Source organism: Brevundimonas sp. Leaf363, from assembly GCF_001424025.1.
In the GTDB taxonomy this organism is placed as follows: domain Bacteria; phylum Pseudomonadota; class Alphaproteobacteria; order Caulobacterales; family Caulobacteraceae; genus Brevundimonas.
The window spans coordinates 1,206,012-1,219,967 of the sequence record NZ_LMPZ01000002.1 but is presented as its reverse complement, the minus strand read 5'-3'; the positions used below and the strand labels follow the sequence as shown (position 1 = coordinate 1,219,967).

The following is a 13,956-nucleotide window of genomic DNA, read 5'->3' as shown; positions in this document are numbered from 1 at the left end:
CGTCGGTCTCCACGAACGGTGACGCTGTGATTGGGGCCGGCGGCGCTCCGAAGCAAGCGTTCAGGTTCCGCGCGGCTTCACGCGATTGGTAGGCGCGGCCTCGGCGGGGTTTTCCGGCCACGGGTGGCGCGGATAGCGACCGCGCATCTCGGAGCGGACGGCGCTCCACGATCCGGCCCAAAAGCCCGGCAGGTCGCGTGTCACCTGGATCGGCCGGCGGGCGGGCGACAAGAGGCTCAGGACCAGGGGCGTGCGGCCGCCGCCGACGCCGGGATGGGTCTTCAGGCCGAACAGCTCCTGCACGCGGATCTCGACGCGCGGCCCGCCCTCGGCGGCGTAGTCGATGGCGGCGCTGCCCAGCGGGGTCTGCAGGCGGGCGGGCGCCAGTTCGTCCAGCGCGCGGTGGCGGTCCCAGGGGATCAGGGTGCGCAGGCCCTCCTCCAGCCGGCCGTCCGGAATGGCTTCCAGCGACTGCGCCGTGTCCAGCAGTGGCCAAAGCCAGGTCTCGCGGGCCGCGAGCAGGGCATCGTCGTCGACGGCGGGCCAACCGTCCTCGAAGCCCGCCAGATAGGCGAGCCGGGCGCGTAGAGCCGCCGAGCGCTCGCTCCAGCGAAGCGCCTTTAGGCCCTCAGCCTCGACCTGAGCCTTCAGCGCCGCCGTCACGGCGGCGCGATCAGCGGGGCCGATCAGCCGCTCGCTGACGACGATGGCGCCCAGCCGCCGCACGCGGCGCAGCATCAGCTTGCCGGACGGCTCCTTCGACAGCCGGTCTTCCTCTTTCATCAGCGATTCGAGATCGGCCGGATGCAGCGGCGCGGCCAGACGGATGCGGTCGTGGGCGTCGCCGCCGCCCAGCTCGGCCACCGCCAGCCACGGCTCGCGCGCGACCAGATCGCCGCCGTCCACCGCAGCACCGCGCCCCGACGCCAGCAGGAACTCGCCCGGCTTGCCCCGCGCCTTGGCGATCCGCTCGGGAAAGGCGCCGGCGATCAGGGCGCCGGCGTCCGCCTGCCCGCCCGACCCGCCGCCAGCAGCCCGCGCCCAGCGGTCGATCAGGCGGCGAGCATCGTTGGCGCGCGGGCCTCGATCCTGGTCGAAGCGGCGCAGGCGATCCGCAAGTGCGACATCACTACCGCCGAGCCCTGGCTCGCTAAGGATGGCGGCGATCCGCGCGCCGCCCGCCGCATCGCCCGCGTCCGACGCCTCGGCGATCAGATGGGCCAGTCGCGGGGCCAGCGGGATCCGGCCCAGCCGTCGGCCGTGGTCGGTCAGGCCGCCGCTCGGATCCAGCGCGCCCAGCCGGGTCAGCACTTTGCGCGCCTCGGCGAAGGCGCCGGCCGGCGGCGGGTCGAGCAGCGCCAGCCCCTCGGCGGACCGCGCGCCCCAACGGGCGAGGTCGAGCGCCAGCCCCGTCAGATCCGCCTCGGTGATCTCGGGCTTCTGGTGCGGGATCAGGCCGCGCGTCTGCTCCTCGTCCCACAGGCGGTAGCAGACGCCGGGCTCGGTGCGCCCGGCCCGGCCCCGCCGCTGTTCGGCCGAGGAGCGGCTGACCTTCACGGTCGCCAGTCGCGTCAGACCGCTGGCCGGATCGAAGCGGGGCACGCGCGACAGGCCGCCGTCGATGACCACGCGCACGCCTTCGATGGTCAGGCTGGTCTCGGCGATCGACGTGGCCAGCACGACCTTGCGGCGGCCCGCCGGCGCCGGCTGGATGGCGCGGTCCTGCTCGCCCTTGTCCAGCGCGCCGTAAAGGGCGACCACATCGACATCGGGCCGCCGCACGCTTTCGGCCAGGCGCTGCGCTGTGCGGTGGATCTCGCCCTGTCCCGGCAGGAAGACGAGGATGGACCCGGTCTCCTCATCCAGAGCCTGCCGCACCGCACGCGCCGCCGCGTCCTCGACCCGCAGGCCGGCGCCGAGATATTTCGTTTCGACGGGAAAGACCCGCCCCTCGGCCTCGATCACGGGCGCGTCCAGCAGGCGCGAGACGCCGGCGATATCCAGCGTCGCCGACATGACCAGCAGCCGCAGGTCCTCACGCAAGGCCGACTGACTGTCGCGCGCCAGGGCCAGGCCCAGATCGGCGTCCAGGCTGCGCTCGTGAAACTCGTCGAACAGGACGCAGCCCACGCCCTCCAGCGCCGGATCGTCCAGCACCGTCCGCGTGAAGACGCCCTCGGTCGCCACGACGATGCGCGTCTTGGGCCCGACCTTGCTCTGCAGCCGGGTGCGATAGCCGACGGTCTGGCCCGCCGCCTCGCCCAGCGTCGCCGCCATCCGCTCCGCCGCCGCCCTCGCAGCCAGCCGGCGCGGCTCCAGCACAATGATGGTCTGGTCCCCCAGCCACGACTGGTCCAGCAGCGCCAACGGCACGACCGTCGTCTTGCCTGCCCCCGGCGGCGCCGCCAGCACGGCGGTGTTCCCGGCCGCCAGCGCGGCCTTCAACGGCTCCAGAACGGCGTGGATGGGCAACATGTCGGCAGCCTTAGCCGCCCGAACCGGGGTCACGAAAGCGTCGGCGGACCTTCACCAAATGGAAACCGCGTTGCTTCGTGGCCTTTCCGTGGCTAGCGTCCGCCCCAAAGCACGGCGTCGGGGCCGTTTTGTACACGAGGGGATATTCATGTGGCGCGTTAAGTCGCTCGACGCCATCCTGGCGACAGCACAGAAAAAGTCGCTCCATCGGACACTTGGGCCGGTCCAGCTGACGCTTCTGGGGATCGGGGCCATCATCGGCACCGGCATCTTCGTCCTGACCGCCGCCGCCTCGCAGAAGGCCGGCCCGGGCATGATGCTCAGCTTCGTCATCGCCGGCGCCGTCTGCGCCGTCGCGGCGCTCTGCTACTCGGAACTGGCGGCCATGGCCCCGGTGTCCGGCTCCGCCTACACCTACACCTACGCCGTCATGGGCGAGCTGCTGGCCTGGTGCGTCGGCTGGGCGCTGATCCTCGAATACGCGGTGGCCGCCTCGGCCGTGTCCGTCGGCTGGTCCGGCTATGTGCTGGGCTTGATCGAGAAGGGGCTGGGGATAGACTTCCCAGACCTCCTGTCCGCTGGCCCGACCTGGGCCATGAACGGCATCATTCCGATGCCGGACTTCTCGGCCGGCATCGTCAACGTGCCCGCCATCATCGTCGCCCTGGCCGTAACGGCGCTGCTGGTCGTCGGCACGACGGAATCGGCGCGCGTCAACGCGGTGCTGGTGGCCATCAAGGTCGTCGCCCTGACGGTCTTCATCGTCCTGACCCTGCCGGTGATCGACACCGCCAACCTGTCGCCCTTCGCGCCCAACGGCATGTTCGGCGCCTATTCGGGCATGGGCGTCGTCGGCGCCGCCGCCTCGATCTTCTTCGCCTACGTCGGCTTCGACGCGGTTTCGACCGCCGCCGAAGAGACCAAGAACCCGCAGCGCAACGTGCCGATCGGCCTGATCGGTTCGCTGGCCTTCTGTACGGTCTTCTATCTGCTGGTCGCGCTCGGCGCCGCCGGTGCGATCGGCGCCCAACCGGTGCTCGGCGCGGGCGGTGTGGCCGTCCAGCCGGGCTCGCCCGCCTTCGTCGCCGCCTGCGCCCTGCCCATGAACGCCGAACAGCTGGTCTGCTCGAACGAGGCCCTGGCCCACGTGCTGCGTGTCATCGGTCATCCGCAGGTCGGCAACGCCCTAGGCCTGGCCGCCATGCTGGCCCTGCCCTCGGTCATCCTGATGATGATCTTCGGTCAGACCCGCATCTTCTTCGTGATGGCGCGCGACGGTCTGCTGCCCGACGGCCTGACCAAGATGCACCCCAAGTTCAAGACGCCGTATGTCGTGACCATCGTCACGGGCCTGGCCGTCGCCGTCGGCGGCGCCCTGTTCCCGGTGGGTCAGCTGGCCGACATCTCGAACTCGGGCACGCTGTTCGCCTTCTTCATGGTGTCCATCGCCGTGCTGATCCTGCGCCGCACCGATCCGAACCGGAACCGTCCGTTCAAGACGCCGCTGGTGTGGATCATCGCGCCGCTGTCGGCCATCGGCTGCGCCTTCCTGTTCTGGAACCTGCCGCACGACGCCAAGCTGGTGCTGCCGATCTGGGGCGCCATCGGCCTGGTGATCTACTTCGCCTACGGCTTCCGCAAGAGCCACGTCGCGCGCGGCCTGGTCGAGGTGCCGGAGCTGGATCCCGACGCGCCGCAGGTCCCGGTGCCGCCCATGCCGGGCGCGCCGACGCCCGGCGAGGACAACGGCTAAAGCGAAAGGCCCGGGAGCAATCCCGGGCCTTTTACTTTGCGCACCTGTCGCGCGACGAGCTCAAGCAGCGAGCCGCCATGCGGCGAGCGATAGCCCCCGAAGAAGGCTTGGTGCGGATGAGAGGACTCGAACCTCCACGCCTTGCGGCGCTGGAACCTAAATCCAGTGCGTCTACCAGTTCCGCCACATCCGCGCCGGACGGTCGCTCTAGGGCCTGACGCCCTGTTGAGCAAGCATCAGCGCCGGAACACCCCGACCAGCTCCACGTGGGCGCTCCAGAGAAACTGATCGATAGGGGTCACGCGTTCCAGCTGGAAGCCGGCGTCGATCAGGGTCCGCGCATCGCGGGCGAAGGTCTGGGGGTTGCACGACACCCCGACCACGACCGAGGCGCCGCTGCCGGCGATCTGGGCCGTCTGCGCCTCGGCGCCGGCGCGGGGCGGGTCGAAGACGATGACATCGCAGCCCTTCAGGTCGAAGGGCGTCATCGGGCGGCGGAACAGGTCGCGCGCCTCGGCCTTGATGGCCTTCATCCCGCGGGCGGAGGTGACGCCGACCTTCAACGCCGCGATCGCTTCGGCCGCCCCATCCGCCGCCACGACGGGGGCGACTGTGGCCAACGGGAAGGTGAAGGTCCCGGCGCCGCAGAACAGGTCCGCGATCTTCGACGCGCCCTTCGCCGCCGCCACGGCCCGATCCACCATCGCCGCCTCGGCCTGGGGCGTCGCCTGCAGGAAGCCGCCGGGCGGCAAAGTCACGGTCGCGGGCCCGAACGTCACCTGCGGCGGGCGCGCGCCCACCAGCACCTCGCCCGCCAGGCTCAGCCGCGCCACATCGGCGCGCCGCGCGGCCATGATCGCCTGCATCTGGGCGTCGCGGGACAGGCCGCCGGTCTTGCGCTCCACGCCGGTCACATCGACGTCCAGCCCGGTCAGCGTCAGGGTGACGTGCAGCGTCGGCGCGGACTTCGGGTGCTCCAGCAGGGGCGTGGCGATCTCGCGAAGCGCCGGCAGGGCCGCGACCAGGCGCGGATCGGCGATCGGGCACTCGCTGATCGGCACCAGCCGCCACGACTTGCGCGCCTTGAACCCCAGCAGCGCCCGTCCGTCCGGTCCGCGCCGCGCGTGAAGAGCCAGCCGCCGCCGCGACCCCGGCGGCGTCGCGACCGTGGCTTCCACCTCGGTCTGGACGTCGAAGCGCGACAGGGCGGCGATCACCTGTTCGCGTTTCCAGGCCAGATACGGCTCGGCCGCCCAGTGCTGCAGCGAACACCCCCCACAGTCGCCGTACTGCGGCGAGACCGGCGCGATCCGGTCCGGGCTGGGCGAGACGATGACGACGTCTTCGGCGTGGCCGTCGCGGACCTGCGCCTCCACGGTCTCGCCGGCCAGGGTCAAGGGCGCGAAGACAGGCCCATCGGCCGTGTGCGCCACGCCGTCGCCCTGCCCGCCGACGCGGTCGATAATCAGGGTCTGGCGCATCCTGGGCTTCTAGCGGTCCTGCGCGCGCGGCGAAACATGAACGGAGATGAACGGCGTTCTCAACGGCCGTTCAGCTTGGCCCTTCTACAACGGACGCAACAGGTCGGGGGCGCAGACGTTCAGCGCTTCATCTGAAGGAAGGAAGCGCACCATGCGTTCGCAATCTCTGAAGCTCTCACTGGCCGCCGCGGCGGTCGCCGCCACGGCTCTGGTCCCCGCTGTCGCCAGCGCCCAGACCTACTATCCCGCCCAACCCTACAGCTATGGCCAGTCCCAGCCGTATGGCGGCGCCACCCGCTACGACAGCTACGGCCGTCCCTACGACTACTGCAACCAGCAGCGCACGGGCCGCACCGGAGCCGGCGCCCTGATCGGCGGCGGCGCGGGCGCGGTGATCGGGTCGCAGCTGGCCGCTCGAGGTCGCCGCACCGAAGGCAGCGTTCTGGGCGGCGTGATCGGCGCCGTCATCGGCGGCAGCGTGGCGCGCAGCTCCGGCAGCAACGCCTGCCAGACCTATTCCGGCTCGTCCTACGACCAGCGCGGCGACTACGCCTACGGCGGCTACGATCAGGGCTACGACCGTGACCGCTATGACAACCGGTACGACAACCGCGACCGTTACGACGACCGCGCCTATGACAGCCGGTACGACAACAGCAGCTACGGTTACGACCGTGATGACCGCCGCGACGGTTACGGGTCCAGCTACGGCTACAACTCTTCCTATGGCTCCAGCTACGGCGACCAATGCCGTCTGGCCGAAAGCCAGGTCCGCCTTCCCGACGGTCGCTACGACACCCGCTACGTGCGGACCTGTCCCGACCAGTACGGCCAGTATCGCGTCGTTGATTAGTTTTCAGCCCCCCTGTCGATCAACGACGTGACGGGAGCCGCCGGTGGAGAAATCCGCCGGCGGTTTCTCTTTGTTTGAGGGCCGCGGTCAAAAGGCTCCGCCTTTTCGACCCGACGCGGCCCGAATAGCGAGTCTCAGCCCGCCTTCTGCGCCCAGAGCAGGAACTCACGATTGCCGTCGCCGCCGGTGATGGGGCTGTCGGTGGTTTCGCGAACGGACCAGCCTTCGGCGGCCAGCCAGTCCTTAACGCGAGCCAGGGCCTGCTCCTGCGCCTCGGCGTCGCGCACGATGCCGCCCCGGCCGATCTCGGCGCTGCTGCCCATTTCGAACTGCGGCTTCACCAGGGTGACCAGATCGGCGCCGGGCTCGGCCAGTTCCAGCGCGGCCGGCAGCACCTTGGCCAGGCCGATGAAGCTGGCGTCGCAGACGATCAGCTGCGGCGCGTCGGGAATCAGGTTGGGCGTCAGATCGCGGGCGTCTCTGCGCTCCAGATTGACCACGCGCGGATCGGCGGCGATGCGCGCGTGCATCTGGCCGAAGCCGACGTCGACGGCGAAGACCGTGGCGGCCCCGCGCTCCAGGCAGACCTCGGTGAAGCCGCCGGTGGAGGCGCCGATGTCCAGCACCACCCGGCCCTCCACCGCCACCGGCCACAGGGTCAGGGCATGGTCCAGTTTCAAGGCGCCGCGCCCGACGAATCGGTGGGCGTCCACGGCCGTCAGGACGACGTGGTCCTCGAACATCTGCGAGGCGGCGCGCGCAGGCTTGCCGTCGATGGTCACGCCGCCCGCCTCGATCGCCGCGCGCGCCTTGGCCCGGCTCTCGACCAGTCCGCGCTGGACCAGCAACTGGTCCAGCCGGACGCGCGGGCCGATGGCGGTCACGCCAGGGCCTCGATCCGCGCCAGCGCCGCCTGAAGCCGCGCCTTGCCCGCCTCGGCCTCGGCCAGCTTGGCGCGCTGTTCTTCGATGACGGCGGGGGCCGCGCGCTCGACGAAGTTGGGGTTGCCCAGCTTCTTCATGACGTGGCCGATATCGCTGTCGAAGGCGGCGATTTCCTTGGCCAGTCGCGCGCGTTCGGCGGTCAGATCGATGATGCCCGCCAGCGACAGGGCCGCGGTCGCGCCGCCCGAAACGAAGGTCACCGCCCCTTCGGGCGCCGTCGCCGCCGTGGCGATGTCGGACACGCGGGCCAGGGTCAGGATCAGGTCGCGGTGGCGGGCGATCCGTGCGGCCGTAACCGCATCCGGCGCGACGAAGGTTAGCGGCGGCTTGGCGCCCGGCGGCACGTTCATCTCGGCGCGCAGACCCCGGACCTCGCCGACCAGATCGACCAGCCAACCGATCTCGGCCTCGGCCGCCGCGTCGATGAAGCTGTCCGGCAGCACCGGCCATTCGGCGCCGATCAGCAGGCCTTCGCGAGCCGGACCCTCCCTGCCCAGCTCGGCCCACAGCTCCTCGGTGATGAAGGGCATGACCGGGTGCAGCAGCTTCAGCGTCTGGTCCAGGGTCCAGGCCGTCATGGCCCGCGTCTCGGCCTTGGCGGCCTCGTCGGCCCCGCTGAAGACCGGCTTGGCCAGCTCCAGATACCAGTCGCAGAAGACGTTCCAGACGAAGCGGTACAGAGCCCCCGCCGCGTCGTCGAACCGGCCGCCTTCGATCGCCTCGGACACGGCGCGTTCGGCCTTGGTCAGCTCGCCGCGGATCCAGCGATTGATGGTCTGCTCGACCGTGACGGGGTCGAAGCCCTCGATGCGGCGCGCCTCGTTCATCTGGCTGAAGCGGGCGGCGTTCCATAGCTTGGTGCCGAAGTTGCGATATCCTTCAATGCGTTGCTTCGACAACTTGATGTCGCGCGTGCCCGACAGGATGGCCATGGTGAAGCGCAGCGGGTCAGCGCCCAGCTCGTCGATGATGCCCAGGGGGTCGATGACGTTCCCCTTGGACTTGCTCATCTTCTGGCCCTTCTCGTCGCGGACCAGGCCGTTGATGATGACCCGCTTGAAGGGGACTTCGCCGTCCATGAAGTGCAGGCCCATCATCATCATCCGGGCGACCCAGAAGAAGATGATGTCCGCCGCCGTCACCAGATCGCTGGTCGGATAGAAGCGCTCCAGATCCTCGGTCTTTTCGGGCCAGCCCATAGTCGAGAACGGCCACAGGGCGGACGAGAACCAGGTGTCGAGGACGTCCTCGTCCTGGGTCAGGGCGACCTCGGACCCGTAGTCCGCCATCGCCTGCTCGCGGGCGTCTTCCTCGGTCTCGGCCACATAGATCTCGCCATTCGGACCGTACCAGGCGGGGATCCGGTGGCCCCACCAGAGCTGGCGGCTGATGCACCACGGCTCGATGTTGCGCAGCCATTCGAAGTAGATCTTCTCGTACGACTTCGGCTCGAACAGCGTGTCGCCCTGCTCCACGGCCCGCAGCGCCGGCTGGGCCAGGGTGTGGGCGTCGACGTACCACTGGTCCGTCAGCCAAGGCTCGATGACCACGCCCGAGCGGTCGCCGTGCGGAACGACGTGCTTCGTCTTCTCGATCTCCTTCAGCCAGCCCTCTTCCTCGGCGCGGGCGACGATGGCCTTCCGAGCCGCGAAACGGTCTAGGCCGCGCAGTTCGGCGGGGATCGAGGCGACGACGAACTCGGGCGTCTCTGCTTCGAACTGGTCCTGGGTTTCGTCCAGGCCGGTGGGCGTGTCCTTCCAGTCGAGGATGGCCCCGAACTGGTTCAATATGTTGATCGACGGCAGCCCCGCCCGCTTGCCCACCTGGAAGTCATTGAAGTCGTGCGCCGGGGTGATCTTCACCGCGCCCGAGCCCTTGGTCGGATCGGCGTAGTCGTCGGCGACGATGGGGATGCGGCGGCCGGTGATCGGCAGCACGACCGACTTGCCGACCAGCCCGGCATAGCGTTCGTCATGCGGGTGCACCGCCACGCCCGTGTCGCCCAACATGGTTTCGGGCCGGGTGGTGGCGACGACGATATAGTCGCGGGTCTCGAACTCGGTCGCCTTGCCCTCGTCATCGAACGCGACGGGGTGCTTGTAGGTGACGCCGTCCGCCAGCGGATAGGCGAAGTGCCAATAGGCGCCGTCGACCTCACGTTGCTCGACCTCCAGGTCCGAAATGGCGGTCTGGAAATGCGGGTCCCAGTTCACCAGCCGCTTGTCGCGGTAGATCAGCCCCTCGCGGTGCAACTGCACGAAGACCTTGCGGACGGCGGCGTTCAGCCCCTCGTCCAGGGTGAAGCGCTCGCGCGACCAGTCGCAGGACGCGCCCAGGCGGCGCAGCTGACGCACGATGGTCCCGCCACTCTCGGCCTTCCAGTCCCAGACCTTTTCGATAAAGGCCTCACGGCCCATGTCGCGGCGACCGGCGTTGCCGGCGGCGGCCAGCTGACGCTCGACCACCATCTGGGTAGCGATGCCGGCGTGGTCCGTGCCCGGCAGCCACAGCACCGCCTTGCCCTTCATGCGGTGGTAGCGGGCCAGGATGTCTTGCAGCGTGTTGTTCAGCGCATGCCCAATGTGCAGGCTGCCGGTGACGTTCGGGGGCGGAATGACGATCGAATAGGCGCCCTGCGCGCCTTCCGTCCGCGGCGCGAACAGGCCCGACGCCTCCCACTGCGCATAGAGGCGGGGCTCGGCGGCCTGGGGTTCGAAGGTCTTCTCAAGCATGGGGTCGTCTCAGGTGGTGCAATCTTCATTCGTCATCCTCCGGCCGCGCAACGGACCGGGGGACAAGGCGGCGCGCGAGAGCGCGAAGGTGTCTAGTGCGATGCCGGCGGCAAGATCGCCTTCGGCGCCGCCTCGTCCCCCGATCAAGTCGGGGGATGACGAAAGTAAGCAAAAGGGGCGGCCCCGTCCGGAGCCGCCCCTGGTGATCTAGTGGGTCGTACGGTCCAGAGCTAGCCGGCGTTGCGCGCGATGCGCTCGACTTCCTTCTTGACCGCCGCCTCGACGATGCCGGGCAGGTTGGCGTCCAGCCATTCCTTCAGCAGCGGGCGCAGCAGCTGGCGGGCCAGATCGTCGATGGTCGGGCCGACGCCGCCCGACGCGATTTCCACCGGCTCAGGCTTGCGGAACGAGGCGGCGAGGCCCGCGAACGCGCTGGCGGCGCTGGCGGCGGGGCCGTCGCCGACCAGCGAGTCATAGCTGGACGACGGCGTCGGGATCGACGGGTGTTCGGGCGTGGCGGTCACGGGCTCTTCCGGCGCAAAATAAGATTGGCTCGGCTCTTCCGGGAAGGGCTCGGGCGCCGGTTCCGGTTCGGCCGGGCTGACGTCCAGATCGCCGATGGTTTCGGTCGCCGGCGAGAACCGGTCGGTCAGCTCCAGGACGTCTTCCTCGGGAGCCTGCGCGGTCTGAACCGACGGCGTCTCGTCCATCAAGGCGGGCGACGGTTCGGGCTCAGGCGCGGCGGCGGCCGGCGCGGTTTCGGCCGGGGCCTCGTCCTCGGAGATGATCCGGCGAATCGACGCCAGGATTTCCTCCATGGTGGGTTCCTGGGCGGGCTGGTCGGTCATGCGCGAGCCTTGGTCGAATAAGCCGTGGTCAAGTGGGTCCGCCAGAAAACGCAAAGAGGCGTGTCGGGCTTCATCTTGAGGCGAACCAGCGACGGACCGCCCCCTGTCAGACGTCGTCGCATCTACCTTCGCCGGAATCAACGGGCGTTTTTCGCCCGCTTGGTTAAGTCCGGCCCGCTCAGTTGCGCGGCGCCGTCTGGATGACTTCGCTCTTCAGCTGGGCGTCGACGGGGGCGTCGACGGCGTCGTTGGCCGGAACGATCGGCGGGGCGGCGATCCGGTCGATCGCCTCGACGATGCCGTCCCACGGCAGGGCGCCGCGATACTGGACGCGATCGTAGTTGGCGGCCGGGTCATAGCGCTCGACCGACGGCGCCAAGGTCGGGCCGTCCAGACGGCCCATGGCGGCCAGCAACTGAGCCTGGGCGACGTATTCGTTGGCGCGGGCGCTGGCCAGGGTGACCTGGGCGCTGCGCAGCTCCAGTTCCTGGTTCAGCACGTCCAGCGTGGTGCGCAGGCCCACCTGCGCTTCCTGGCGGACCCCCTCGGCGGCGACGGTGGCGGCGCGGACGGCTTCCTCTCCGGCTGCGACCGTCGAGCGGCTGGACGCGACCTGTGCGAAGGCGCTGGAGGTTTCCTGCAGCACGGTCCGGCGCTGGCCCTCGACGCCGATCTGGGCGGCGTTGGCCTGTTCCAGCGCCTGGGCGACGCGCGAGCGATTCAGGCCGCCCGTGAAGATCGGCACCGAGATGGAGGCGGTGGTCGAGAAGCTGCGGCGATCGGCCAGTTCATCCAGGTTGGACAGGCTGGAGGTCGAGCCGCCGTAGGAGGCGGACAGACGGGCGCTGGGCAGATACTCGGCGCGCGCCTGCGCTACGCCGGCCTCGGCGGCCTGCAGCTGATAGCCGGCGGCGCGAACGCCCGGGTTCTCGGCCAGGGCGACGTCCAGCGCGGCGTCGAAGTCGGTGGGAACGCCCGGCAAGGCAGGCGGCGCGACCAGATCGGTCGGCGCCTGGCCGATGATGGCGGCGTAGCTGGCGCGCGAGGACGACAGCTGGGCCTGGGCGCTGGCCAGATCGGCTTCAGACTGGGCCAGGCGGGCCTCGGACTGGGCCACGTCGGTGCGGGTGATCTCGCCCACTTCGAAACGGGCGCTGGATTCGTCCAGCTGGCGTTGCAGCACGCCCAGGTTTTCCTGACGGATGCGCAGGATCTCCATGTCGCGAATGACCACGACATAGGCCTGGATGACCGAGACCAGGACCGACTGCTCGATGTCGCGCAGGTTCTCGCGCCCGGCCAGGACGTTGGCCTGAGCGGCGTTGATGCCCAGGGCCGTGCGCCCGGCGGTCCAGATGTTCTGGCTCAGGCTGACGCCGACGCTGCCCGAGGTGTTGTCGGTCGAGCCGGCCGGGACGGTCACCGACGTCTCGGGAATGCCGTCGCCGTCCAGATCGGTGAGGGTGGTCGAGTCGGGATAGTCGCTGCGGCTGTAGCCCGCGCTGCTGGACACGCTGACGGTGGGGCGCAGGCCGCTGCGGGCCTGAACGACGCTCTCGTCCAGGGCGCGCTGGTTGGCGCGCTGGGCCAGGACGGTGGGGTTGGTCTGGTACGCCAGGGCGATGGCGTCCTGCAGCGATTCGGCGAATGCCGGCGTCCCGACAGCCGTCGCCGCCAGGGCGACCAGAGCGACCGAAGCCAGCGCGCGCGAACGAATGAGCATCTGAATATCCTGTCGCGCGCCGCAGACGCGCCATCCCACTGTGCGGCGTGATGGGAGAAGGCGACGCCGTACGCCAGTTAAGTTTTATTCACGCGGCGCGCGCGCAAATCCGTCGCGGACGGCGTCGCGTTTCTCGCCTTACAGCGCGAATGTGGGGGCCGGCGTCAGTTCCGCCAGCAGCGACGGCGCCGCATCGAACAATTCCTTGCGCGAAAAACCGCTCTGGCCCCGCACGTACAGCACGGCCTTGCCGACGCGACCGGGCCGCTCGACCACGGCCAGGCGGCCGCCGACCTTCAGCGCCTGCAGCCAGGCGGTGGGGCGAACGGCGACGGCGCACTCCGAAACGATCAGGTCCCAGTCCTGGCCGATCGGCTGGGCCAAGTCCCCCGGCGCGCGCGTGACGTTCGAGGCGTCCAGCCCCTCCCCCGCCACGGCGAAGACGGCGTCCGTGTCCTGGGCGGTCACCGACAGGCCCATGCGGGCCAGCACGGCCGCGGCGTAGGGCGCGGCGATGCACAGGGCGGTTTCGCCCTCGCGCGCGTCGCAGGCCTGCAACAGCTTGCCGATTTCACGGGCCTGCATCAGGCGGCGGTCGCCGGCGATGACCGGGGCGACCTCGGCATAGGCGGCGTAGGCCTGATCGTCCGCGCAGAAACGCTCGCGCGGCGTGTCCAGCAGAGCGGCCTGCAGCGCGCGGTCGGTGACGTCGTTCACCCGGACCTGGCTGTCCACCATGACCTTGCGGGCGGCGGCGTGGTCCATGGGGCGGCGATCCTGCGTCAACGAATGAATTGGCGCCGCTTATAGGACCGCGCGTTGCAGGCGACAATCCGATCTGATAGCTGACGCGCCTTCGCGGCCCTCTCGGGTCTCGGCGGCCTGATGGCGGAGTGGTTACGCAGCGGACTGCAAATCCGTGCACCCCGGTTCGATTCCGGGTCAGGCCTCCAGCGCGCTTCTCTTGGAAACTAGACCGGTGCGGTCAGCCAGCCGATGGCGCCCGCGGCGCTGAGCGCGCCCAGGCCGATGGCCACGACCACCGCGACCCGCGCGTTGCGGCTGATAAAGTTGAGAATGTTCATGCGACGCCCCCGTTACGCAAACAGGGCGCAAAGCTGCCACATTCCGCCCATTCATCAAGGCG

Annotated in this window: 9 protein-coding genes and 2 tRNA genes; 3 read left to right on the top strand and 8 right to left on the bottom strand. The window is 69.9% G+C overall.

All coding sequences use genetic code 11. From position 1 onward, the window contains the following. Positions 1-60: 60 nt before the first annotated feature. On the bottom strand, positions 61-2,475 hold the full coding sequence (gene hrpB / locus ASG17_RS09100) for an ATP-dependent helicase HrpB (protein WP_056102071.1): 2,415 nt from the start codon (positions 2,473-2,475) through the stop codon (positions 61-63). Between the two features lie 148 nt (positions 2,476-2,623). Between hrpB and ASG17_RS09095 the strand changes: the two genes are divergently transcribed. Continuing rightward, entirely contained in the window at positions 2,624-4,228 is a 1,605-nt protein-coding gene (locus ASG17_RS09095) for an amino acid permease (RefSeq protein WP_056102068.1), read from the top strand. Between the two features lie 108 nt (positions 4,229-4,336). On the opposite strand, the gene ASG17_RS09090 is transcribed toward ASG17_RS09095, so the two are convergent. Together ASG17_RS09090 and ASG17_RS09085 are read right to left on the bottom strand one after the other, a co-directional pair. Next, positions 4,337-4,421: transfer RNA gene (locus ASG17_RS09090), tRNA-Leu, on the bottom strand. A gap of 43 nt (positions 4,422-4,464) precedes the next feature. Further along, positions 4,465-5,709, bottom strand: a complete 1,245-nt coding sequence (locus ASG17_RS09085; RefSeq protein ID WP_056102065.1) for a class I SAM-dependent RNA methyltransferase — start codon at positions 5,707-5,709, stop codon at positions 4,465-4,467. A gap of 151 nt (positions 5,710-5,860) precedes the next feature. On the opposite strand from ASG17_RS09085, the gene ASG17_RS09080 reads away from it, so the two are divergent. After that, entirely contained in the window at positions 5,861-6,562 is a 702-nt protein-coding gene (locus ASG17_RS09080; protein ID WP_056102062.1) for a glycine zipper 2TM domain-containing protein, read from the top strand. 134 nt (positions 6,563-6,696) lie between these two features. Here ASG17_RS09080 and ASG17_RS09075 read toward each other — a convergent pair whose 3' ends face one another. The 5 genes from ASG17_RS09075 to ASG17_RS09055 form a co-directional block, all read right to left on the bottom strand. Next, the gene (locus ASG17_RS09075) at positions 6,697-7,446 is read right to left on the bottom strand and encodes a TlyA family RNA methyltransferase (RefSeq protein WP_056102059.1); all 750 of its coding nucleotides are present in this window, start codon (positions 7,444-7,446) and stop codon (positions 6,697-6,699) included. Beyond that, the gene (locus tag ASG17_RS09070; RefSeq protein ID WP_056102056.1) at positions 7,443-10,238 is read right to left on the bottom strand and encodes a valine--tRNA ligase; all 2,796 of its coding nucleotides are present in this window, start codon (positions 10,236-10,238) and stop codon (positions 7,443-7,445) included. Before ASG17_RS09070 ends, ASG17_RS09075 begins: the two co-directional genes overlap by 4 nt. A 230-nt stretch (positions 10,239-10,468) precedes the next feature. Beyond that, on the bottom strand, positions 10,469-11,086 hold the full coding sequence (locus ASG17_RS09065; RefSeq protein ID WP_056102053.1) for a DUF2497 domain-containing protein: 618 nt from the start codon (positions 11,084-11,086) through the stop codon (positions 10,469-10,471). A 178-nt stretch (positions 11,087-11,264) separates the two neighbouring features. After that, positions 11,265-12,809: a TolC family outer membrane protein gene (locus ASG17_RS09060; protein WP_056102048.1), complete on the bottom strand. Its 1,545-nt coding sequence runs from the start codon at positions 12,807-12,809 to the stop codon at positions 11,265-11,267. Between the two features lie 138 nt (positions 12,810-12,947). Then, positions 12,948-13,574, bottom strand: coding sequence for a protein-L-isoaspartate O-methyltransferase (locus ASG17_RS09055; protein ID WP_056102045.1), 627 nt, complete (start codon positions 13,572-13,574; stop codon positions 12,948-12,950). 114 nt (positions 13,575-13,688) lie between these two features. Between ASG17_RS09055 and ASG17_RS09050 the strand changes: the two genes are divergently transcribed. Next, positions 13,689-13,762: transfer RNA gene (locus ASG17_RS09050), tRNA-Cys, on the top strand. Positions 13,763-13,956 lie beyond the last annotated feature (194 nt).